At 64.6% G+C, this 22,488-nt stretch carries 17 protein-coding genes and 2 pseudogenes; 2 read left to right on the top strand and 17 right to left on the bottom strand.

Translation table 11 applies throughout. The features are described from left to right. Positions 1-912 precede the first annotated feature (912 nt). The 11 genes from JTE92_RS01330 to JTE92_RS01280 form a co-directional block, all read right to left on the bottom strand. A complete protein-coding gene (locus JTE92_RS01330; protein WP_239477791.1) occupies positions 913-1,896 on the bottom strand; it encodes an MBL fold metallo-hydrolase in 984 nt (327 codons plus the stop codon). 214 nt (positions 1,897-2,110) lie between these two features. Then, positions 2,111-3,079: a Bug family tripartite tricarboxylate transporter substrate binding protein gene (locus tag JTE92_RS01325; protein ID WP_063240978.1), complete on the bottom strand. Its 969-nt coding sequence runs from the start codon at positions 3,077-3,079 to the stop codon at positions 2,111-2,113. 200 nt (positions 3,080-3,279) lie between these two features. Next, positions 3,280-4,095, bottom strand: coding sequence for a TetR/AcrR family transcriptional regulator (locus tag JTE92_RS01320; protein ID WP_063240979.1), 816 nt, complete (start codon positions 4,093-4,095; stop codon positions 3,280-3,282). 82 nt (positions 4,096-4,177) lie between these two features. Continuing rightward, positions 4,178-5,440 (bottom strand): MFS transporter, encoded by a 1,263-nt coding sequence (locus JTE92_RS01315; protein ID WP_063240980.1) that lies wholly within the window; start codon positions 5,438-5,440, stop codon positions 4,178-4,180. A 65-nt stretch (positions 5,441-5,505) separates the two neighbouring features. Next, positions 5,506-6,261 (bottom strand): maleate cis-trans isomerase family protein, encoded by a 756-nt coding sequence (locus JTE92_RS01310; RefSeq protein ID WP_063240981.1) that lies wholly within the window; start codon positions 6,259-6,261, stop codon positions 5,506-5,508. 23 nt (positions 6,262-6,284) lie between these two features. After that, on the bottom strand, positions 6,285-6,734 hold the full coding sequence (locus JTE92_RS01305; protein WP_063240982.1) for an acyl-CoA thioesterase: 450 nt from the start codon (positions 6,732-6,734) through the stop codon (positions 6,285-6,287). Next, positions 6,731-7,396, bottom strand: a complete 666-nt coding sequence (locus JTE92_RS30305) for an FAD-dependent monooxygenase (RefSeq protein ID WP_232353393.1) — start codon at positions 7,394-7,396, stop codon at positions 6,731-6,733. Before JTE92_RS30305 ends, JTE92_RS01305 begins: the two co-directional genes overlap by 4 nt. Positions 7,397-7,885: 489 nt before the next feature. Next, positions 7,886-8,758, bottom strand: a complete 873-nt coding sequence (locus JTE92_RS01295) for a VOC family protein (protein ID WP_063240983.1) — start codon at positions 8,756-8,758, stop codon at positions 7,886-7,888. Position 8,759: 1 nt separating this feature from the next. Continuing rightward, entirely contained in the window at positions 8,760-10,460 is a 1,701-nt protein-coding gene (locus tag JTE92_RS01290) for an AMP-binding protein (RefSeq protein WP_063240984.1), read from the bottom strand. An 87-nt stretch (positions 10,461-10,547) separates the two neighbouring features. Further along, positions 10,548-11,735 carry an alpha/beta fold hydrolase gene (locus tag JTE92_RS01285; protein WP_063240985.1) on the bottom strand — a complete coding sequence of 396 codons (1,188 nt, stop codon included), beginning with the start codon at positions 11,733-11,735 and terminating at the stop codon, positions 10,548-10,550. 243 nt (positions 11,736-11,978) lie between these two features. Continuing rightward, complete coding sequence (locus tag JTE92_RS01280) at positions 11,979-13,043, bottom strand: porin (protein WP_063240986.1); 1,065 nt, start codon at positions 13,041-13,043, stop codon at positions 11,979-11,981. 198 nt (positions 13,044-13,241) lie between these two features. On the opposite strand from JTE92_RS01280, the pseudogene JTE92_RS30745 reads away from it, so the two are divergent. Continuing rightward, positions 13,242-13,339 (top strand): annotated as a pseudogene (locus JTE92_RS30745) (integrase); the annotation flags it as partial. Between the two features lie 242 nt (positions 13,340-13,581). After that, a pseudogene (locus tag JTE92_RS30300) lies at positions 13,582-13,940 on the top strand (type II toxin-antitoxin system VapC family toxin). A 190-nt stretch (positions 13,941-14,130) separates the two neighbouring features. On the opposite strand, the gene JTE92_RS01275 reads toward JTE92_RS30300, so the two are convergent. From JTE92_RS01275 to flgH, 6 genes are all read right to left on the bottom strand, one after another. Continuing rightward, positions 14,131-14,415, bottom strand: a complete 285-nt coding sequence (locus JTE92_RS01275) for a helix-turn-helix domain-containing protein (protein ID WP_116386882.1) — start codon at positions 14,413-14,415, stop codon at positions 14,131-14,133. Between the two features lie 1,680 nt (positions 14,416-16,095). Beyond that, positions 16,096-17,322, bottom strand: a complete 1,227-nt coding sequence (gene flgL / locus JTE92_RS01270; RefSeq protein WP_063240988.1) for a flagellar hook-associated protein FlgL — start codon at positions 17,320-17,322, stop codon at positions 16,096-16,098. A 41-nt stretch (positions 17,323-17,363) separates the two neighbouring features. Continuing rightward, positions 17,364-19,274: a flagellar hook-associated protein FlgK gene (flgK, locus tag JTE92_RS01265; protein WP_063240989.1), complete on the bottom strand. Its 1,911-nt coding sequence runs from the start codon at positions 19,272-19,274 to the stop codon at positions 17,364-17,366. 317 nt (positions 19,275-19,591) lie between these two features. Further along, positions 19,592-20,629: a flagellar assembly peptidoglycan hydrolase FlgJ gene (gene flgJ, locus JTE92_RS01260; RefSeq protein WP_063240990.1), complete on the bottom strand. Its 1,038-nt coding sequence runs from the start codon at positions 20,627-20,629 to the stop codon at positions 19,592-19,594. Between the two features lie 2 nt (positions 20,630-20,631). Then, on the bottom strand, positions 20,632-21,801 hold the full coding sequence (locus JTE92_RS01255) for a flagellar basal body P-ring protein FlgI (protein WP_063240991.1): 1,170 nt from the start codon (positions 21,799-21,801) through the stop codon (positions 20,632-20,634). Continuing rightward, on the bottom strand, positions 21,785-22,483 hold the full coding sequence (flgH, locus tag JTE92_RS01250; RefSeq protein ID WP_063240992.1) for a flagellar basal body L-ring protein FlgH: 699 nt from the start codon (positions 22,481-22,483) through the stop codon (positions 21,785-21,787). Before flgH ends, JTE92_RS01255 begins: the two co-directional genes overlap by 17 nt. Positions 22,484-22,488 lie beyond the last annotated feature (5 nt).

Below are 22,488 nucleotides of genomic sequence, written 5' to 3'. Positions count from 1 at the left end.
TGATGCGTAACAATAAAGCTTGGGAAATCCGTACAAAAAAAGCGAAGACTCAACAATACCCTTATAAATCCATGGCTTATCTCGCATCCCGCACCACGTGCGATACAACAAGCGGCTCAAATACCACATTCCGCTTTGCGACAATAAATTCAGAGAATTCAATGGTCTGGGAAAGTCAGTCGTTCGAGGCAAGGTAGTCTCCGAATCAACGGCCCTAGAGCGGGACGAGCCTCGTGCCCTTGGATGGAGCATGGCGCATTGGAAATTCCGATACGCCTGCAGCCCGGCAGCGGCTGCCGTGAGTTCGCTCTGCTCCTCCTTCTCGCCCGTCTGCAGCGCCTAAGCCAACAACTCTCTCATATCGGCGACTGGCCTCTAGTCAATTCGAAGTTTTGGATGTCGGAAGGCGCCCTCTTCGCCGCCACCCCTTCTCGATTCTGCGTTAGCCTTCCGCCGATTCAGGCTCGTGCGTCCGCAATTCGTCAGACAACAGTCTCTCGAGAGAAAGTCCTTCCTGAGGTAGCCAAAGTCCTTCGGCGAAGAGCTTTGCGACACGACTGCCTAGATCTTCTCCCAACCATGTGCGACTGGCGTCGGAGCCTGCCTTGGCACCCTCAGCGTCCGTTCCTGCGCAGCAAGAACGGCTGATTTTCTATACAAATCAGTGGGTTGTCGGACATGTGGCGGATTTTTGCGAATAGCGGTCAACCCTAAAGATCGGCTGAAACACTACAACAAGATCCTGGAGGAGCAAATTTGCGAACTGGATCAAGAGATCCTGCATGTCGAAACCGCGTTTCGGCATAGCTATGGAATCGAGCCTTTCGAGGGCAACAGCTGCCGCGCCTCGCCGCCGCGTCGACGCCAATCTTCTGCGTCAGCGCCGGCAGCGCTGACGCCCGGTGGATTCCCCTATTGTTCCGCGTTGGTTCGTGATTTCGCGCGCAAGGGAATCCACTGCAGATCCTTCCCTACCAGGACGTCTCCGCTGAATCCCTCCTTCGCCCTCGCCCAGCGTCCCTCCGCGTTGTCGGCCGGCGCCAGGTGCGACAGGACCAGTACCTTCACATTGGCAGCCTGCGCGACCGCGCCTACATCCTCCACCGCGGTATGGGAATGCACCAGGTGGTGCGCCTTGGCCTCCTGCGCCGCATTGCGCGGCTTCGGATACAAGGCGTCGACCCACGCGGTGTCGATCACCTCGTGCACCAGCACATCCGCGCCCTGAGCCAGCCGGATCAGGTTGCGGCTGGGGCTGGTGTCGCCGGAGAAGACGACCGATCCTTCTGCGGTATCAAAGCGAAAGGCAAATGACGGATACACTGGAGGATGGCTGACCAGCGTCGCGGTGACTTTGACGTTCTCGTCCTGGTAGACCGGGAACGGTGCCATGTCCGGCGCCGGGTTGGTGTTGGGATCGATGTCGGCCTGCGCGGGAATGGCAATGTCCTGCACCTCGACCCGCGTATGCGGGTTGGGCTTGCGGCTTTCCAGGATGTTGTCGTTGATGTCAGTTGCAAACGCCCGGTACATCGACTCGGTCATGGCGAGGGTACCGGGAGTCGGGCTTTCCGGTGAGACGATCGCCGAGACACCGGACGTGCTGCCGCTGACAGGCGGGAGCTTTCCGCGAGCGCCAGGCCCGAACACGCGCACGGGCGTCTTGCGCTCGCTCAGCCCGTCCGAGGCGCCAAACAGTACCAGCGACGGGTAGTCCACCACGTGGTCCGCATGCAGGTGGGTAATGAAGGCAGCCCGCAGCGATTCCAGGCCGCGCGCGGGCGGCGGCGCACCCAGCCCTGCCTGGAAATAGCGCCGGAGCCAGCCCGCGCCGAAGTCCACCAGGTAAACCTGGCCATTCACCACCACGGCCGACGAGATGCCGGCAGCCTGCACGCCGCGCCAGGAAGTTCTCCCCCCAGACGTGCCCAGCAGGACAAGGTGGGCCCCGGCCCTGGCACCGGCCGGTGCGCTGGCTTGCTGCGCGGCTGCAGTAGGGGAAAAGACGCAGATCGTCGCACAGGCGGCGAGCAGCGCCGCAGATGACGCCCGTCGCCAGGAGACACGCATTCCGTTTCGATTCATTGTTAGCACGTCCTCGTTGGTTAAATTACTCAGGCTTGACGCCCGCCTCCTGGATCACCCGCTCCCATCGCATCTTCTCCGCCTGCACAAACCGTGCGCTCGGCTCGCGGCCCTGCGCCATCGGATAGGTGCCAAGCTCCTTCAGCCGTTCGACAAAGGCGGGCTGCGCCAGGGTGCGGCTGACCGCAGCGTTGACCTCATCAAGCACCGCGGCGGGCGTGCCCTTGGGCGCAAACAGCGCGAACCAGCCCTTGACGACCAGGCCAGGCGCCATGTCTTTCGCCAGCGGGATGCCGTCCAGCCCCGGCAGCGCGGTGTCCGAGGTGACCGCCAGCGCCTTGAGCCGGCCGCTGCGCACCAGCGGCACCAGCGGTGCGATGCCGTCGACATAGACCGGCACATCGCCCTTCACCACGGCCTGTATCGCCTGCGTGGTGCCGCTGAAGCCGATCTGGCGGAATTTTGTCTTCTGCAACTGGCCCATCATCTCGGCGGTCAGGTGGGGCACCGAGCCGCGCGTCGGGCTGCCGATGGCGATGTCGTCGGGACTGGCCTTGCCGGCCTTGAGCACATCGGCAAGGCTCTGGTAGCCGGCCTTGGGGTCGGCAACGAACATCATTGGGGTGTAGGCCAGCGTCGAGGCGACTTCCGTGTCGCGCTGGATATCGAATTTCGCCTCCTTGTACATCATCGGCGTGATCACGGCAGCGGCGGCGTGGAACAGGCCCAGGGTGTAGCCATCCGGCGCCGATTGCCGCAGCGCGCTCATGGCGACGATGCCGTTGCCGCCGGGCTTGTTCTCGACGATGACCTGTTGCTTCCAGGCGGCGGTCAGGCGCTCGGCGACCTGCCGCGCAATGATGTCGGGCGCGCTGCCCGCGATCGATGGCACGACGATGCGCACCATCTTGTCCGGATATGCAGCAGCGTTGGCAGAAGCCGTGGCAGTCAGCCCGGCCAGAAGAAGCAGCCCGAGGCAGGCGCGACGTTTCATGTTGTCTCCCGTATGTAGTGCATGGCCTGCCGGGGGCGGCGTGGCGATTTTTATTTGATATAGCGACAATTAATTTTAGATTAATTGCCTACATATCAAATAAGGACTTACCACTACGGGTTGTTGGCGCAGAACGGACGCCTCAGGCGCGCGTCATGCGGCGCACCGCCTGATCGGTCGGAGGGATATGGGGATTGGCCTCAGGCAGCCTTGCTGCGCGGCTTGCGTGCGGGCTGGCGCTTGTCCTGCTTCCACGCCTCGATGCCATCCAGCGTGATGCGCAGGCCCTCTTCGAACGCGGTATCGGAAGACAGCCGGGAGAAGGCCTTGCTGACAAAGCGCGCGCCGGGATACTGGAGTTCAGAGGCGGAATCCAGCTTCTTTTCGATAAAGCTCTGGTGATAGGCCGGCAGCTGGCGCGAGGCTTCCGCCATGCTGGCGGAAACCAGGTACTGCGCAATCAGGTGGTAGCCCAGCGCCACCTGCTCTGCCGTGAAGGCGCCCTGCATGATGGCCGACGTCATGCGATTGAAGAACTCCATGCCGTAGTCCGTCTCGCCCGGCTCGACATCCTGGAACAGGCGGAACCGGTTGTGTGACGCGACATAGATGCTGACGCCGGGGTTCTCCATCGCCACTTCGAAGCTCAGCCGGGCGATGCCCTCCACATCGGCACGCCAGTCGCCCGTCAGCGAAGGCAGGCGCCCGACGCGCTGGCGGTAGTAGTCGTTGAGCACACCGGAGACGAGCTGGTCGCGGCCGCCCAGGTAATAGTGGATCAAGCCAGGCGCGACACCGAAATCCTTGGCCAGCTGCACCATGGAAATCTGGTCCAGCGGTACGCTCTTGGTCAGCCTGATCGCGTGCTGGAGGATGGCCACGCGGCTGAGCATGGGCTCGGCGCCGATCGGCGAATCCGTCTTGGGCGGCCGGCCACGGCGGCGTGGCGCATTCGGCGCAGTCAGCGATGAGGGCGTCTTGCTGGCAGCGGCTGGGGATTTGCGGGCGGCAGGCATTTTGGGTTGACCGTTCGAAGGCATGGCCGCAAGGAAATTGCGGCCATGGGAATTCTACCCCGCCACGCCCGCGTTCGGAAAATCACGCCCCCGCCGGCTCTGGCAGGCTGGCGGCGCTTGCGCCGTGGCGCCGGTAGCGGCCCAGCGACAAAGTCAGCGCACCGGCCAGCAGCAGCATGCACGGCAGCACCAGCAGTGGCACCCCATAGCTGCCATGGCGGTCGAACCACAGGCCCAGCCCCACCGGCCCGATCACCGCGCCAAAGCCGTAGCCCGAGAACGCAATGCCGAACAGCGCGCCGAACGAGCGCAGCCCGAAGTACGAGCGGACCAGAAAGGAGATCAGGTCCCCTTCCGCGCCGATGGTCAGGCCAATCAGCGTGGTGGCCACCAGCAGCATCTGGTAGTCATTGGTCACGCCAAGCAAATAGATCCCCACTGCGCCGCCGAAGAAGAACACACAGGCGACGAACGGCGCATGGATGCGGTCGATCAGCACGCCGGTCAGGAGGCGGCCGATCAGCAGGCCGACACCGACCATCGAAGCGCTGCGGGCCGCATCGGCGGGGCTGAAGCCCTTGTCGGCGAACATCGCCGGCAAGTGCGGGCCCAGCGACAGCGTAGCCGAGGACCCCAGCACGAATACCGCCCAGATCGCCCACAGGCGATAGCTGCGCATAGCCTGCCTGAGCGGAACGCCGTCCGCGGCCGTCGCCTGCGCCCTGGTCCGGGCCGCACCAGCCCCGCCCCGCTCCCGCAACAGCGCGCAGGCCAGCAGCGACAGCACGATCGATCCGATCCCCAGCGCCACATAGGCGGTGCGCCAGCCGTAGCCGGTCACCAGATACTGCGCGGTCGCCGGCATCAGCACCGTGCCGGCACCCAGCCCGCACATGGCGATGCCGAGCGCCAGGCCCAGCCGGCGGTCAAACCATTGCGGCAGCACCGCCAGGTAGCCCAGCACGGACGTCGCCGCGCCGAATACGCCGACCACCACCGACAGACTGACCCAGAGCGCCTTGCTGCCGTTCTGCAGCGCCATGCACGCCGTGGCCAGCCCGAACACCAGCGCGGACACGGAAATCACCCGGCGGATGCCGAAGCGGTCCATCATGGTACCGACCAGCGGGCTGACGATCGCCAGCCCGAACATCGAAGCCGCATAGGACAGCGACGCTTCCGAGCGCCCCCACCCGAACTCCGCGGCCAGCGGCTGTACGAACACGCCCGCGGTGGCGTTGAACAGCGGGGCATAGCCCGCCAGCATTCCCAGCGCCGCGCCGAGAATGACGGCGGCATAGGTCCATCTGCCGGCGGGGGGCGCCGGTTGGAGGGCTTGTTGCATGGGTTGTCTCCGTTCCAGGATACGAGCCGCCTCTGCGGGCGGCGGTCATGGCGCCAGCGCTACGTTCAGGCCAGTCCGGCCTTGCTGCCGAGCAACGCGCCGGCATTGGGCGCCTCGGCGCGGATGCCGAGGCGGCGCATCATCTGGCGCGCGGTGCAGACCGCGGTCGATGTCACGGGTAGACCCAGTGCCAGCTGGGCCTGCTCGATCGCCGGCAGCGACGGCATCTGCACGCAGGCGGACAGCACCACCACGTCAACGCCGGCGGTATCCAGCCGCTTGACGTCTTCCAGCAGTTGCATCGGGTCGCGCGCGCCGACGTCGAGGTTGTCGAGGATCGAGAAGTTGATGGCATCCTTGACCGCAATGCCTTCGCTTTCGATGTACTCGACCACAGTCTTCGTCAGTGCGTCGCTGTACGGCGCGAGCAGTACGATGCGCTTTGCGCCAAAGTCCTTGAGTTCCTCCACCAGCGCGCCGGCCGAGGTCATGATCGCCGGCTGGTAAGGCACCCCGTCGATGGCCGCGTTCAGGTCCTCGATCACCTGGCGGTGGTAGCCCTTGCCCATGCACATGGTGGCCACCAGGCACGCCGTGCTCATGATGTCGACGCGCGCATCGGCCAGCTCCTGCGCGCAGCGGCCCATGTCGCGGTTCATCTTCTCAAGCTCCTCGGCCACCACCCGGTGCATGCGCACGCGGCTGGAGTGGAAGGAAAAGCGTTCAGGCAGCACCTGCATGCGGCCGGCGAAGATGGCCGGCACCTCGCGCTCCATGGTGATGTTGGAGCTGGGAACAATCTGTCCGATTCTGTATTGCATGATGATTTGCGGGAAGAACCGCGCTATGCGGCGGGTCGCAGGAAGGCCGACAGCGCCGTGCGCAGCGAGTCCGGGATGGGGGTGCCGACGCGCTCGTCGAGCCGCACGCAGATGGGTGAGAAGGTCGCCTCGAACACCGGCGAGCCGTCCGGGCGCCGGGCCGTGCAGCGGATGTCGTAGGACCGCGTGCGGATGGACTCCACCCAGCACTCGATGTCGATCACGTCATCCGGCCACAGCGTGCCGATAAACTCGAAGCGCATGGCCTTGCATGGCGTGCCCACGCCGTGCAATGCGCCAAGGCGGCCGGCGCCGCCGGCGATATGGTCAGAGAACAGGCCGACCGCGCCCAGCAGGTAGTCGGTGAACCGGCCCGTGTAGACCACGCCGGCCGGGTCGCAGTCGCCCCAGCGCACCGTGCGGCGCACCACGAAGGGTTCGTCGCTCAGCACATACTCGGTCGCGCGGATCATGGCTGCTGCCCCGCCGCCAGCGGCACGCCGGCCGCCGCCAGCTCGGCCAGCAGGTTCGGGTACTGTTCCTTGAGCCGGTTCAGGTCGACGCGGCCGGTGCGGGTCATGAAGCGGAACACAAACTCATGCGGCGTGGCCAGGTCCATCCATTCACGGATGCGCTCATACCAGTTGTAAGAGGCCTCCGAGGCGCGGATCAGCTTTGCCTTCTCGGGACGGCGCACGGTGTCGTAGCGGCGCAGTGCCGCCTGCACGTCGTCCGGGAAGGCAACGATGGCATCGGCCAGCGCGATCGCATCCTCCATGGCGATGCGCGTGCCGGAGCCGATCGAGAAGTGCGCACTGGTTAGCGCATCGCCGATCAGCACCTGGTTGCCGACATGCCAGGTATCGTTGACCACCACCGGGAACTGGCGCCACGCCGAGTTGTTCGACACCAGCCGGTAGCCGCCCAGCTCGGCGGCAAAGACCCGCTCGAACAGCGCCTGGCGCTGTTCCTGCGTCATCGACTCCATGCCGAAATCGACCCAGGTCTGGTGGTCGCATTCCGCAACGAAGGTGCTCATCGAGTCCGAATACGGGTAATAGTGCGCGACGAAGTAACCGCCCTCGTGCTTGCGGAACACCAGCGCCGGGTTCGGGAAGGCTTTTCTCCACGCCATACCAGGCGAAGTGGTTGGTCAGGCTGTGGCGCCGGGTGCCGAAGCCCGCTTCGTTAGCACCGCGCAGCAGCGAGTTGACCCCATCCGCACCCACCACCAGGTCTGCCTCGATCGCCGAGAAATCGCTGATGCGCTGGTTGTAGGTGACGCGCACGCCCAGTTCACGCGCACGCGCCTGCAGGATTTGCAGCAGGCGGATGCGCGGGATGGCGCCGCCGCCGGCGCCGGGCCGCTTCATCGTGATCGGGAACTCGTGGCTGACGATGGAGTGGCGGTCGCTGAAGCGCATCGCCCTGGCGAGCTCGTCAACCACCGTCGGCGATGCGGCGCGCAGGCTGGACAGGCCGGTATCGGCTAGCACCACGCCAAAGCCGAAGGTGGCGTCTTCCGGGTTTTGCTCGTAGATGTCGATGTCGACCTCAGCCAGCCGCTCCTTGAGCAGGATCGACAGGAACAGGCCCGACGGCCCGCCCCCGATGATGGCGATCTTCATTTTGTGTCCCCGGGAGAAATGACCAGTGCGTCCATGTCGAACTGCTCGATGCGTCCGGCCAGGCCACCGGTGAGCGCGCCGTACCAGACCGCCGGCTTGAAGCCCAGCGCCTTGCGCCGGAAGCTGATGCACGGGTTGCCGTCGATGCGCACGTAGCCGTTGCCCAGTGCGGTGGTGGTGTAGCCCTCGGTCTTGCCCGCCACGTCGATCAGCGCGCCAAACTCCGGCACGTCCAGCACGAACACCGACGCCTTGCCGGCGGCCTGCGCGGCCGTGCCGATCGTGGCAGCCTTGCGCTGCCACACCGGCTCGATCGAGCCGAACGGCTTGCCGTCCCCAGACTCGTTCTCCAGCGCGATGGCGGCGTCGACGGTCAGCTTCGCGTCGAGGGCGTCGGCTTCGCTGAACGGACGCACCTGCCATGTGATCTCGATCGGGTAGCCGTTGGGGTCGTTGAAGTAGATCGACTCGATCACCTCGTGGCGGATCTGGTAGCGCAGCGGAATGCCCACTGCCTCCACGCGCTGGCGCCACAGCAGCAGCTCGGCCTCGTCGCGCACGCGCCAGGCGGTATGGGTGGCGCGGTCCTGGTAGTGCTCGCGCACGGTCAGCCAGTCAGGCCGCTCGGTGCCGATATAGTAGAAGAAGGCGATGGTGCTGCCGTTGCCGCTGTCGAAGAAGAAGTGCAGGAAATCGGCATGGTTGTCCGGGCCCCAGCCCTTGGCCGAGATCGCGTGCACCAGCGGCAGGCCCAGCAGGTCGCGGTAGAAATGCACGGTTTCGGCCAGCTTCCAGGTCGGCCGCGCGGTATGGTGGACACCATGCAGCTGCACGGACGGCACTGCGCCCGGGTTCGTCGCTTCGGTCATATCACTTCCCTTCAGTGGTGGTGCTGCGAGCCGCTTCGGTCTCGAGCAGCTGGATGATCTGCTGGCGCAACAGCGCCTTGCTGAGCTTGCCGGAAGCGGTCAGCGGAAATTCGCTGATGACTTCCAGCCGCTCCGGCCACTTGAACTTGGCCAGGCCGGCTTGCTGCAGGTATTCGGTGAGCTGCGGCAGCGTCAGGCCGGTGGCGGGCGGCTTGGGCACGATAAAGGCGCAAACGCGCTCGCCGTATACGCGGTCCGGCATCCCCACGACGGCCGAGGCCAGCACCGCGGGATGCAGGTTGATGACGTTTTCCAGCTCTTCGGCGTTGATCTTCTCGCCGCCGCGGTCGACCACGTCCTTGATGCGCCCGCAGAAGAAGTAGTAGCGCTTGCCATCGACCACGCGCGACGACATCAGATCGCCGGAGCGGTAGAAGCCGTCGGCGGTAAAGCGCGTGACGTCTTCCTGCTCGGACTTGTAGTAGCCGCGGATGGTGTAGGGGCCGCGGAACAGCGCCTCGCCCGCCTCGCCGTCGGCAACCGGATCTTCCGTACCTGGATGGACGATCTTGACCTCATCCCAGGCCGATACCGGGCTGCCGATCGAGGTATCGCGGATTTCCTGCGGGTCGTCGCGGCGCGCAAACATGATCACCCCTTCGGTCATGCCGAAGATATGGTGCGTGGGCGAGCCGGTCAGCCGGGTCAACCCGGCCGCGTTCTTGGGTGCAACGAAGTTGCGGCGGGCGCGCCCGGCGGCATCGGCCCTGGCCAGCTCCGGCGCAATGCGCGTGAGGATGGGGCCGGCCACACCGAACCACGTCGGGCGATAGTCCCGCACCAGCCGCTGCAGGTTTTCCTCGCCGATATCCGGCGTCACGGTCACGGCGGCGCCATTGAGCAGGAACGGGCCGAAGAAGCAGCCCATGTTCAGGTTGTGCATGCACGGCGTGGGGAAGAACAGCACGTCGTCCTGCGTGTAACCGTTGCATGCCGCAACCGCGCGCATGTTGTACAGGTACTCGTTCTGGAAGCGCGGGATGATCTTGGGCACGCCGGTGGAGCCGCCGGAGAGCTGGAACACCGCCACCTGGAAGGGATCGTGGCTGACCTCGGCCAGCAGCGCGCGCGCCTGGTCCAGCGGCATGTCGCGGATCAGGTCGGCCAGCAAGACCGCGTTGCCGCGTCGCTCGCCGCGGGCCTGCAGGATATAGGCAAGGCTTGGCACCTCTGCCTGCATCTCCTGTGCGAACGCCACGTCGTCAAACTTGGGGTCGTCGCCCTGCACCAGATGCAGCCGCGCCTCGCACAGGTTGCCCAGGTAGCCGATCTCCAGCTTGCGGAACGCCTGCAGCGAGCACAGCGGGATGATGCCGGCCTTCAAACAGGCAAAGAAGGTCAGCAACAACTCATTGCAGTTGCCGCACTGGAACACCGCGCGGTCCAGCGGCTTCATGCCCAGTGCCAGCAGCGCGGCGCCCAGGCGGTCGGTCTGCTCGTCGAGGTCGCTGTAGGTCAGCTCGCCTTCCGGCCCGGCCAGCGCCAGACGGTCGGCATGGCGGCGGAACGACGCCTGGAACGCGCCGGCCAGCGACTCGCCGGTCAGCACGCCTTCGGCGACATACTGGCGCAGGCGGTCTTCATCGGGATATCGGACCCCGGCCAGCAACTGCGGGGGGCGTACGGTGTGGTTCTGCAACATGTGTGTCTACCCTTCTCTGTCATGGAGCAGCGCGCGGCAATGTCGGGGGGGACGGCGCCCCGCTCTGTTGCTTTGTATTCGACGCGCTTACACCATGTTTGCGCGCAGCCATTCGATGATGTGGCGGCCGGCGATGCGCTGGCCGGGCTCTTCGTCCCGGCTCAGTGCCATGCCGTGGTGATTGCCGCGCACGCGGATATGCTGTTTCCGCTCGCTCGGGATCTGGCGGTAGATCGCATCGATATCCGCCGGGAACGTGCATTGGTCGCCGGTGTATTCCAACAACAGAGTGGGCTGGTGCAGCGCGCCGAGGGTCTTGTCGAGCGCCGCGTTGGACGAGAGCCCTGACCAGGTCGACAGCCACGATTCCGGCGTCACCACGCGTCCGAAGCCCACGCTGCCCCAGTTCGACACGAACGGGTCCTTGCCCCACAGCGATCCGGTCTTGCGGTCCGATGGATCGAGCGAAATATCCCACGAGCGCAGGTCCGCATCGGTGCGCCAGACCTGGAAGATCGGCGCATGGGCGGCAACGCGGCGGTCCGCATCGGAGCCCGTACCCGTCTTGATGCGCTGCCGCGCTTCATGCTTTGCCTTGAGCATCTGCTTCGCCCGCGCATCGATGCGCGCCACGCGCTCGACCTGCGCCGCACGGTAGCGCTCGATGAACGCCGGCGCGTACTGGCCGCGTCCGCTGGCGGCATCAAAGCCATTGGCCGCGGAGAACGGGTCCAGCGACGCATCGGTCTGCATGGGGTCGTCTTCGTCGGTCACGGAAGGATCGACGCCGCTCATCAGCAGCTTGCCCTGGCCGGGATGCGGCGAGACCAGGATCATGCCGTCCACCTCCGGCATCTGCGCCTCGGCAAGGTTGGTCGGGCGGCCGCCCGGGGTCCGCGCGATCCGCTGTTCGGGCGGCATCTGGGCCTGCTGGTTATAGAAGGTATAGAGCCCCGCGCCACCGGAATTGCCCAGCAATACGATACGCTCGTAGCCCAGCTCGCGCAGGTGCGTCATGCCGGCGGCCACGTCGAGCAGCGCCAGCTCATGCTCCAGGCGCAGGTCGTTGCCGATCGAGCGCGGGCCCTGCACCCAGCAGGCGCAGCCGGCATCGAGCACGAACGGCACCAGGTAGTGCGTGATCGCCATCTCGCGCGGATGCATCAGCGAGACCACGGTCTTTTCCTTGCCTGTCAACGTGAACAGGAAGCCAAGCGTGCGCTGCCCGTCTGCCGTGCCGAGTGCATAAGGCACCATCTGGTAAGGGCGGGACATCAGGCGCGCGTCCCATGATGCGCCTCGCATCCCTGCTGTTACCTGCCCCTTGTCTTGGTCTGTCACGATGTCTCCTGTGGTAAATGCTACCATCTCAATAATTTAGGTTTTATTTGATAGCTAGTCAAATAAGGTAAACCTTGCATGGTCCCGGCGCCGCCGGAAAAGAAGGGGCACGCGCCGCCCGGCGCGTGCCGCCAAAGTACGGTTACGCCGCACAGAAGACAACGAGAGGATTCTGGTTCAGAAGCTGTGGCGCATGCCGATCACGGCGCCGATCTGGTTTGCACCGGGCAGCACCGAACCGTCATACCCGTTCGCCCCAAGCGCTGATCCACCCTTGTTCTTGGTATACGAAGCCGTCACGTACGCATCGGTACGCTTCGACAGCCGGTAGTCGGCCGACAACACGAACGACACCGGGTCCTTGGCCGAGGTACGGTCGTTGGTCTTGTACACCGCCCCGGTCAACGCCAGGCTGGGCGAGATATTCCAGTTCGCACCGGTCCAGATCAGGTCGGTGCGCGTCATCGACGCGAGCAACTGGCTCACCAGGCGCCGGTAGCCCAGGTAGGCCGTCACCGGGCCGATATCCACCGCTGCCGCACCGACATAGCGGCGCTCGGTCAGCCCCGCCTTGGCCGCCGAATTGCCATTGAGCTGGTCATAGACACCGCCAACGCGGAACTTGCCCGCCTGATAGCTGAAGCCCGCGCTCATGTCGCGGCCGACGCGGCTGTTGCCGGGCACCTCCGAGCCGTTGGCGACGGTCGAATCGACCCCGAAACTGTACAGCCCGGCCACCGTCAGGCCGCCGAACTTGCCCGTGTACTTGGCCGCATTGTCGACCCGCCCCGCCAGCCACGGGTCATGGCTGAAGGACGAGTACTTGGGCGCGAAATACATCGGGTCGAACGTGATGATCAGGTCGAACATCAGGTTGTGATGCCGGCCCATGGTGAACTGGCCAAAGGTGCTGCTGTCCACCCCGACATAGGCCTTGCGCCCGAAGATCCGCCCGCCTTGCGATGCCATGCCGGAGTCCAGCACCATGCCGCCTTCCAGCACGAACACGCCCTTCAGTCCGCCACCAAGGTCCTCGACGCCACGCATGCCCCAGCGGCTGCCGGCGATATTGCCCGAGGTCATGCGGAACAGGTTCTCGCCCTGCCCAGCCGCATTGGGGACGTGGTTGAGATATTCGATGCCGGCATCGGCCACGCCATACAGCGTGACCGACGACTGCGCATGGGCGTGCGTTGCCGCCGCCGCGAGCATGGCGCCCGCGATGGACAGGATTCTTTTCATGGCTCCTCCGGTGTTGGGAATGGCGCCGCCGGAGCAGTCTCGACGTCTCCCCGGGGCGTGCGGTCTCATGATTTGCAGCCGCGCCCCCCCTGTTGACCAGGAAAAGGATCCGCCTCTACTGAATTTATTTGAGACCATGCCAATAATGTATTTATTTTTGACATGCTATCAAATAGTGGTTTTCCCCGAGATCCCTACAACCTTCGTCACGCTTCAGTGGCCACACCTCGATCTATCTGCAAAGCGACGAGGTCAAGCGGGCACGCCAGATGAATCAGGCCTTCGCGGCCCGGTAACCGGCGCCTGGCCTAGGGTTCCCATGGCTGAGCGTGCAATATTTTCTGACGCGCCCCCTATGTTCTAGCGCCGGCGCTGCCACTGCTCGGGCTTTCGCTGTCGGTGGCAACGCTTGCTTCGCAGGGCCTGTCTTCGCGCTCACAGCGCCCGTTCCCGCGCATCACGAACGGCTGATTTTTTATCAAAATCAGTTGGTTAGCGGAGATGTGGCGGATTTTTCACGAATTGCGGCCAACCCTCCATGAGGAACCAGCCTGAACAGTTCGCAAAGCGCTTTGCGCAAAGTTATGTGGGCGATATGGTCATGTCTGCGATCACGTATGCCGAGCAGACGTACGGCGTTGCCGTGTCCGCAAACCGCGCTCGCGAACGCCGGAACCTGGCTGCGCTGACCGAGTACAGGCCGGTGGCGCCGCTCGACGCTTCGGCGGCAGAAGCCCACGGCCCCATCCGTGATGGCTACGCGCGAGCGAATGAAAAATCACTTGGACAAGCCGATTGCTGCGCACGCGGTCACCCTCGACGCGGTGCTGGTCACCAACAACGCGGGGATTTGCCAGTTATCCCGGCTTGGAGCTTGAGAACTGGCTTTACAACTAGGAAAAGCATGCACAGTGCCAAACTCATTGCACGTGTAGCTGCCCCCTCTGTTCACTTCTGGCTAGGATTGGACGCGATCACGCGAGCTCCGCGCAGGCGTTGGGCCGGCGCCGCGCCCGTAGGGCGTTGGACGGGACTCGATTGTCGAAGGAGTAGCAGTCGACCGTCGCCTCGTCTAGCCTGATATCAATCAAGACCTGCCCACAAGTTGGAGCAACTCGTCCCTCATCTGACCCAAGATTCCATCAATCTCGTCGCTATCTCTCGACCCAAGATAGCTGTAGGCCAAGAGAGTAAGCGGGTGGATTGCCAACGCCGTTGCTATCTGATCCACCTTGTCCAAGGTGGGGCTTTTCAAACCTCTCTCAAGCGAGCTGATATAGGTGCGGCTGCTTCGATTCGTCCAAGCGCTAGCCCGCCCCGCTGTCGCGTGGGAATGCTTTTCCTTCGCGAGTGCGAGGCCAAGCCTGCTCATCGAACTAATTCACGTTTGCGACGACTCAGTACGCAGTGAGTGGATTATGTCGGCTAATTTTGAACGCCTCCATGGCGTTCTTTCATCATCACCAAACAGAGTAGGCTCTGTTTCCATACTAATCTCGCCGTATCACAACGGTACACCGTCTTGGCAATTGGAGCGCGTAATAGCGCTTCGAGAATGGCGATGTGGCGACATTACTGGCCTGGAGTGCCAAGTAGACAGCGGCGACTGGTTCTCGAATCATGTGCGCCCACCCAATGCGCAGGCGGAACAAGTATGGCATCTCCTTGTTGACGTAAATTCCAGACAATTTACGGAATGATCCGTTCTAATATTCAATCCCCTTGGTTTCGAGTCGTGAAACGAGGATTCTGTCCAATGGTACTGGTAACTCGCCACCGAAATAACGCGAAAATCGCGATCGCTCTTCGAACCAACCCGTGGGTGTTCCCCGCCCATCGCAATCTTAGCCGGACATTTATGTCTCCCGAGTGACGTTTGGTTTCGCTACATCTTTTTGCTCGGGAGAGCCATTCACCTTGGAGCGGTCATGGTTGATATAGGAACCCTAGACGACGCCTCACCGGATGAGGAGGAACAATTTTTTGCTGCATTTGAGATGATGATTTCCAACGATGATGGCGGAGAGGCCGCGCGCCATCTGAGGGAAGGTCGTGCTATCTACATAGCTGATCCGCGCTATCCTGGCCGCGCAGTACGCGAGCATCCAGATGGTAAGCGCGAACTAATGCGACTAGATATGGCATGTGGCCAGCTCGTAGTAGAACGATCTATCTAGCACTTCGCCCGCATTGACAGTGTTGACATGGGAAAGCGAAACAAATCTCAACCGAACAAAAAGCGGCCATCTGCGAAGCTATCGCCATTTGCCCAGGCGTGCGAGGAGGCCAACTTCCTATTGGAGATGGCATTTTCGGAGGGATCGTCATCTCTCGAGACGGTCCGCATCAGCCGCCGGAAGAAGCGTCTGGACGACATTAGGGCCGAGTTGGACGCTGCACGAGCCCGCGTCGAGGCACATTTTGCTCAGGCGACCATGAGGCCAGACGCGATTCGCCAGCGCATTGACTTGTCCTCGCAGCAAAACATCGAGCAGCCTTTCAACGTTATGGCGGGGAAGCGTCGGTAGACTCCAATGCTAAGTTCGACAACCCATCAGACGGTTGGCGCTCGGATAGCGATTGCTCACTTATTGTCTCGAGCAGTCACTTGAGTGGACTGTGACAGCCGTGCATCAATCGGCCGCGAGTCAATGAACCAGCGAGGTCCAGATGCGCACCCCTTCAACCTGGGCGGACTAAGCCTTCGCAAGAAGGGCTGGGCAAGGAGTAAACTGCCGCATTAGATGGCAGCTTGCAATGCGACTAGCCGGGAGCTGGTGTTCGGATTTCGAAGCGGCACTTGTGCACTCGTCCGCCTGAATGGAGCGCAACGGATTCAATGTACCCATGCTGCTGATGCAGCCGAGCTTCGGGTCTCACTGAAGTCCCTCAAATGGCGGGATCGCGGCTGCGCAAGTTTACCATTAAAGGCGGCATAGCTAGGCCCGACAAGGCTTCCAAGCGATTGGCGGGCCGTTGTGCCAGGTTTATTGGCGCATCTGTGCTGACTTTATTGTGAGTGCACACACCGACAGCTACAGCCCCTGCCCCATCACAAATACTTAAACAAATTCATCCCCTGAATCTGCATAAACGATTGCTGCGCCCCCTGCAGCGCAGTCTGCCGCTGGTAATACTCGGTAATCGCCGCCGCATAATCCAGGTCCTGCAGCCCCGACAGCGTCTGCGAATACGTCAGGTCGCGGTTGGTGCCGACATCGTTCAGCGCATCCAGTTCCTGCATGCGCGAGCCTACCGAGGCACGCACCGTCAGCACGTTGTCCAGCGAATTGGAGAACTGCCGCGTCGCGGTGGCCAGCACGTTGCCCAGATGGGCCGTGTCGCTGGGGGTGGTGGTGGGCTGGCGCAGCGTGTCGATCACCGTCTGCAGGTTGCCGAACATGTCGGTGCCCGCTTCCCGGGCCGGCTCCATGGTCAGCGTGTCGCCGTTGCCGGGTTCGCCGGTGACGTTGAAGGTGACGCCGCCGAGTTCGATGCGCGTCGGGGAGTTGTAGGCGGTCGGGCCGGCCAGCGCCGGGGCGGGCGCCGGGGCGTCCATGTCGGTGATGCTGTATTCCATCTGGCCGCTGGCGTTGGCCTGGAACGTGACCTTCAGGGACTTGCCGTGCAGCGGGTCGCTGGGATCGGTGATCGAGACCGCGCCGAAGGTGGCGCTGCCGGTGTTGGCGCTGTTGCCCTTGATCACATAGCCGGCGCCGCCGGTGACGCTCATGAACACGTCGCGGCCGTTGTCGCCCGCGGGCATCTGGCGTGCGACGTCGACCTGCAGCAGTTGCTGGCCGGTGTCGCCGATGTACATACCGGCGCCGCGGGCTTGCGTGAACGGCGCCGTGCCGGAGCGGGTGCCGCCGAACAGGTACTGGCCGTTGCCGTCATCGGAGTTGGCCAGGCCGACCAGCTGGTTGTACAGCCCTTCCAGCGCGGTGGCGAGCGAGCCGCGGTCGGCGTCGCTCATGGTGCCGTTGCCGGCCTGCACCAGCAAGGTCTGGATGTTCTGCGTGACAGTGGTCACGGACTGCAGCGCGTTTTCTTCCGCCGCCAGCGCGATGTTGGCCTGGCTGCGCGACGTGGCGTACTGGCCGTTGACCGCCTGGGCCTGGCTGACGCCGAGGGCGCGGGTGGCGGCGACCGGGTCGTCGGACGGCGTGAGGACGCGGCGGCCGGTGCCGAGCTGTTGCTGGATGTGCAGCAGCGAGCCCTGCTGCAGGTTCATCGACGCCAGGCCTTGCTGGTACAGGGTGGAGCTTGCAACGCGCATGATGGATAGCCTATTCGGATTCGTTGACGTGCCGGCGGCGCTTACCTGCCGATGCCGATGATGGTGTCGAACAGCGAGCTGGCCGTCTGGATCACGCGGGCGTTGGCCTGGTACAGCTGCTGGAAGCGCAGCATCGACACGGTTTCCTCGTCCATGTTGACGCCTGACACCGACTGCTGGGCGGTCTTGATCTGCGTGGTGATGCTGTCCTGCGACGCCGAGGCGATCTTGACGGACTTGGCACGCGTGCCGACATCGTTGACCAGCTGTGCGTAGGCATCGCTGAAGCTGGACACGCCGCCGATGGTCTTGGCGTTCTGTAGCTTGGCCAGGCTCAGCATGTTGCCGTTGTCCTTGACGCCGCCGGCGTTGCCGCCAAGTTCGAACTTGTCACCCGCCTTGGGCGTCCCGCTGAAGGTGAAGGTGAGGCCGTTGATGGTGAAGTCGATATCGGTGCCAGGGGGCGTACCCGCGAGGACCGTGCCGTCGGCATCCGTGAAGACGTAGTTGGTGCCGTCGAAGGTGGCGGTGATCTTGCCAGTCGGAATCGCGAAGGGCGCCGTCACATTGGTCAAGCTGGCCGTGGCGCCGCCTGTATTGCCAGCCGCCGCGTCGGCGCGCGCCGGCGAGGCCGCGGCGATTTTGGCGGGATCGCTGATCGCCATGTCGAAGCCGGTGGCGGCATTGCGCGTCGGCTGGATCGTGAACGAGTCGTTGGCGCCCATCGCGGCGTTGATCGAGACGCTGAAGCCTTCGGCGGAGAAGGTCAGCGGATAGCTGGCGGATGCCGCCGGCACCGGTGCGATGACCTGCTGGTTGTCGGACAGGCGCGTCAGCGTGTAGTTGGTGCCATCAAACTGCAGCTTGTAGTCGCTGGTGGTGAGCGCCGACGCGTCGTCGATGGTGGCAGTGGCAACCGTGGTCTTGACGGCATTGTTGGCGTTGGGCAGCACGGTAGCGGTGCCCAGCTCGAACATGTCGGTGCCGATGGCGCCGTTCAGGTCCATGCCCAGCTTGTGCTGCGCATTGAAGCTCTGGCCGATCGCCAGCGACAGGCGGCCGATCGCGCTTTGCGCGGCGTCGAGGGTCTCGGTGCGGAACTGCAGCAGGCCACCCAGCGAGCCGCCGGTGATCGCACCGGCCTCGCTCTCGTACACGCTGCCGTTGGGCAGGGTGTAGGCAACCACGGTGCGGTTGGGATCAGCGGCGGAGGCGACTGCCTTGAGGTCGTAGGAATCGTTGCCCATCACCAGCGGCTGGCCGTTGCCGACGAAGACGTTGTAGGTGCCGCCATCCTGCACCACCACCTTGGCGCCGACCAGTCTGGTCAGCTCGGCAACGGCCTGGTCGCGCTGGTCGAGCAGGTCGTTGGGCGGCTGGCCGCCGGAGGCGGCCTTCAGGCGCGTGATTTCCCCGTTCAGGTTGGCGATCTGCCTGGTGTAGGCGTTGACTTGCGTGACTGCCGTGCCGACCTGCTCGTTGACGCCCGACTGCAGTTGCTTGAAGTAGTTGCTGGCGGATCGGACCTGGCCGACCAGGGCCTGGCCGGCGGACAGCATGCCCTGGCGCGCGGCGGGGTCGGCCGGCGTATCGGCCACTGCCTGCACGGCGGCGAAGAATTTCTGCATCAGCGGCGCCAGGCCGCCCTTCTGGTCGGCGAGCAGGTTGTCGATCTGGGCGATCTGGTCGGAGTAGGCCGCCAGCGAGGCGCTGGCGGAGGTGGCGCCACGCAGTTGGCCGGTCAGGAACTCGTCATAGACGCGGATCACCGTGGTGGTGTTGGAGCCATAGCCGTAGAAGCCCTGGCTGGTGTACTGGCCGCCGGCCGATGCCACGATGGTGTTCTGGCGCGAATAGCCTTCAGTCGCCGAGTTGGCGAAGTTGTGGCTGGTCGTCGTCAGCGCGTTCTGCGCGGTGTTCAGGCCGGAAAGACCAATACTGAAGAGAGACATCGTGCTCTGATCCCGGATTCGTTGGACTGCCCGCGGCTTGGGGCGGCGGTGGTGGATGTGGGAGTTATCGGCCGGTTTGAGGTAGGACTTTAGGCTGGAGTGCGGGGGATGGCGCACGACAGTGGTAACCACATACAGCCCGCCTGCGACGGTTTGCTCCCCTCTCCCGCGCGCGGGAGAGGGGCCGGGGGTGAGGGCAGGCGCTGGCAGTACTGAAGCGCTTCACTTCGTGGCAGCTCCGGCCCTCACCCCCACCCCTCTCCCACTTCGCGGGAGAGGGGAGCCTGGTTCCGGCGGTGTCAGCTACAGCCTGCGCGTTAAACCGCCACCTTCTTCATGATCTTCACCAGCTTGTGCCCATACGCAGGATCCGTCGCATACCCCGCCCGCTGCAACCCATGCGCCGCCTCCTCCGCCGACCCCGCGCTCACCACGCCCGCATAGCGCGGGTTGTTGGTCAGCAGCCGCGCATAGTCCGCGCAGGCTTCGTCATACGATCCATACGCACGGAACTTGGCCTTCACCTTCTGCGGCTGGCCGTCGACGTACTCGGTGGTGGTAATCTCCGCCACGCGGCCCTTCCAGCTCGATCCGGCCTTGATGCCGAACACGTTGAACGTGGTCGAGCCATCGGCATGCAGGATCTCGCGCTGGCCCCAGCCGGATTCAAGCGCCGCCTGGCCGACGATCAGCCGTGCCGGCACGCCCGATGCACGGGACGCGGCTTCGGCCGGCGCCGCCATGCGCGCGACGAAAGCGCTGACGTGAGCCGGCGCATCGGCAGGCAGCGGACCGAGCGCCTCGCCGCCCTGGCCTCGGTCGCCATGGAACTGCGATTGGTACTGGCGCAAGCCCGCGGTGGGATTCCAGTTCTGTCCCGGCACCACCGTGCCGACAGCAGGCAGGTCCGCCGCTTCACTGCCGTCGGCGGAAACGGCGCCGCGGCTGTCGAGCAATCGTGCCATCTCGGCATCGGCGGCACGGCCGGATTCGGCCGGCGTCATCGCATTCATGCCCGCCGGCATCGGCGTGCCCGCGGCACGCGCCAGCTGGCGCACCATCACCTCGGCCAGCCCGATGCCGCGCGACGACATCTGCTGCGCGAGCTGCTGGTCCATCATCGACATGTAGAGCTTGCTCTGCTCGTTGTCGAAGAGCCCGTCCTGCGGCGTGGCATTGCGCATGCTCTTGAGCACCATCTGCGTGAACACCGCCTCGAACTGCCTGGCGGCCGCCTGCAAGGTCGCCGTGTCGGCACCGTTGCGCGCGCTGTGCTTGAGCGCCTCGAAGCCCTGCGTGTCGAGCGCGAAGCGCTGCGTCAGGTCCGCGGCGTGCGGTGGCATGGACGCGCTCATGGTCAGATCACTTCCAGTTCCGCACGCAGCGCACCGGCGGCGCGCATGGCTTCCAGGATGGTCTGCAGGTCGGCCGGAGTCGCGCCCAGCGCGTTCAGCCCCTTGACCACGGCGGCCAGCGAGGCGCCCGCCTTGACCACCTGCAGCGAGCCGCCCTGCTGCCTCATGTCGATCTGCGATACCGGCGCGACCACGGTCCGCCCCTCGCTGAACGGCGCGGGCTGGCTGATCACCGGCTGCGTATTGATCACCACCGACAGGCTGCCATGCGCGACCGCGCAGTCTTCCACCGTCACCGCCTGGTTCATCACGATCGAGCCGGTGCGCGCGTTCAGGATCACCTTGGCCGCGGCCTTGGCCGGGGTCACGTCGATATTCTCGATGCGGGCCAGGAAGCCCACGCGCGCGTTCGGCGCGGCAGGAGCGCGCACCTGCACCGTGCGGCCGTCCAGCGCCGCGGCGACGCCCCCGCCCATCGAGCGGTTGATGGCTTCGACCACGCGCTCGGCGGTGCCGAAATCGGTTTCCTTCAGCTCCAGGTTGAGCACGCCGCCGTCCGGCTGGAACGGCGCGACCGCGCGCTCGACGATGGCGCCGTTGGCAATGCGGCCCACCGCGAGCTGGTTGATCTGCACCTTGCTGCCGTTGGCCGACGCGCCCGCGCCGCCCACCAGCATGTTCCCCTGTGCGATGGCGTAGACCTGCCCGTCGGCGCCCTTGAGCGGCGTCATCAGCAGCGTGCCGCCGCGCAGGCTCTTGGCGTTGCCCATCGACGACACCACCACGTCGAGCTGGCTGCCGGGCTGCGCAAACGCGGGCAGCGTGGCCGTGACCATCACCGCGGCCACGTTCTTGAGCTGCATGTTCTTGCCCGCCGGCAGCGTGATCCCCAGCTGCGAGAGCATGTTGGTCAGGCTCTGCGTGGTGAACGGCGTCTGCATGGTCTGGTCGCCGGTGTTGTCCAGCCCGACCACCAGGCCGTAGCCGACCAGCGGGTTGTCGCGCACGCCCTGGAAAGTGGCCAGGTTCTTCAGGCGCTCGGCCTTGGCGACGGTGGCGAAGGCGCCGAAGGCCACGCCCAGCGCCAGGCTGATCACGCTCACGCGCAGCAGGCGTGACAGGAAATAGGCGAGCATGGAAGCGGACATGGCGCGCTCAGAACGGTAAGACATTGAGGAAGAAGCGCTGCAGCCAGCCCATGTTCTGCGCTTCGTCGATCACGCCCTTGGCGGTGTATTCGATGCGCGCGTCGGCCACCTGCGTCGACAGCACGGCGTTGTCGCCGGTGACGGTGCGCGGATTGACCACGCCCGAGAAGCGGATGAACTCGGCGCCCTGGTTGATGGCCATCTGCTTTTCGCCGGAGACCACCAGGTTGCCGTTCTGCAGCACCTCGAGCACGGTGACGGTGATGGTGCCGTTGAAGGTGTTGGCCGCGCTCGCGCCGCCGCTGGCCTTCATGGTGTTGGCGCCGTTGATGTCGGCATTCTGGCTGGTGCCGAACAGCCCGCCCAGCGCGCGCGGCACGGCGTCGAATGCCAGCGTGGTGCTGCCGGTACGGCTGGTATTGGTGCCTGAGTTCTTGCTGGCGTTGACGTTTTCGGTGATGACGATGGTCAGGATATCGCCCACGTTGCGCGGGCGGCGGTCCTCGAACAGCGGGTTGCCGGCATACGATGACTGGTAGATCGATCCGGAGGCCGGACCGACCGGGCGCGGCTCGGCGCGCGCGGTGGTGGGCAGTTGCACCAGCGGCTCGCGCGGCACCAGCGCGCAGCCGCTCGCGGCCAGCATTGCCACGCCGGCCAGGCAGTACAGCGCACGCGCGCCCAGGCGGGACAGCAAGGTGGCCATGTCCA

The sequence above is a fragment of the Cupriavidus oxalaticus genome (assembly GCF_016894385.1).
GTDB classification, from domain to species: Bacteria; Pseudomonadota; Gammaproteobacteria; order Burkholderiales; family Burkholderiaceae; genus Cupriavidus; species Cupriavidus oxalaticus.
Note: the sequence above shows the minus strand (reverse complement) of the source record. Positions and strands in the feature narration are given on the sequence as shown.

Bases quoted from the DNA above. Each gene is read 5' to 3' on its own strand.
- JTE92_RS01325 (WP_063240978.1), bottom strand. From the start codon at position 3,079: ATGAAACGTCGCGCCTGCCTCGGGCTGCTTCTTCTGGCCGGGCTGACT.
- JTE92_RS01320 (WP_063240979.1), bottom strand. From the start codon at position 4,095: ATGCCTGCCGCCCGCAAATCCCCAGCCGCTGCCAGCAAGACGCCCTCA.
- JTE92_RS01315 (WP_063240980.1), bottom strand. From the start codon at position 5,440: ATGCAACAAGCCCTCCAACCGGCGCCCCCCGCCGGCAGATGGACCTAT.
- JTE92_RS01310 (WP_063240981.1), bottom strand. From the start codon at position 6,261: ATGCAATACAGAATCGGACAGATTGTTCCCAGCTCCAACATCACCATG.
- JTE92_RS01305 (WP_063240982.1), bottom strand. From the start codon at position 6,734: ATGATCCGCGCGACCGAGTATGTGCTGAGCGACGAACCCTTCGTGGTG.
- JTE92_RS30305 (WP_232353393.1), bottom strand. From the start codon at position 7,396: ATGGCGTGGAGAAAAGCCTTCCCGAACCCGGCGCTGGTGTTCCGCAAG.
- JTE92_RS01295 (WP_063240983.1), bottom strand. From the start codon at position 8,758: ATGACCGAAGCGACGAACCCGGGCGCAGTGCCGTCCGTGCAGCTGCAT.
- JTE92_RS01290 (WP_063240984.1), bottom strand. From the start codon at position 10,460: ATGTTGCAGAACCACACCGTACGCCCCCCGCAGTTGCTGGCCGGGGTC.
- JTE92_RS01285 (WP_063240985.1), bottom strand. From the start codon at position 11,735: ATGTCCCGCCCTTACCAGATGGTGCCTTATGCACTCGGCACGGCAGAC.
- JTE92_RS01280 (WP_063240986.1), bottom strand. From the start codon at position 13,043: ATGAAAAGAATCCTGTCCATCGCGGGCGCCATGCTCGCGGCGGCGGCA.
- JTE92_RS01275 (WP_116386882.1), bottom strand. From the start codon at position 14,415: ATGAGCAGGCTTGGCCTCGCACTCGCGAAGGAAAAGCATTCCCACGCG.
- flgL (WP_063240988.1), bottom strand. From the start codon at position 17,322: ATGCGCGTTGCAAGCTCCACCCTGTACCAGCAAGGCCTGGCGTCGATG.
- flgK (WP_063240989.1), bottom strand. From the start codon at position 19,274: ATGTCTCTCTTCAGTATTGGTCTTTCCGGCCTGAACACCGCGCAGAAC.
- flgJ (WP_063240990.1), bottom strand. From the start codon at position 20,629: ATGAGCGCGTCCATGCCACCGCACGCCGCGGACCTGACGCAGCGCTTC.
- JTE92_RS01255 (WP_063240991.1), bottom strand. From the start codon at position 21,801: ATGTCTTACCGTTCTGAGCGCGCCATGTCCGCTTCCATGCTCGCCTAT.
- flgH (WP_063240992.1), bottom strand. From the start codon at position 22,483: ATGGCCACCTTGCTGTCCCGCCTGGGCGCGCGTGCGCTGTACTGCCTG.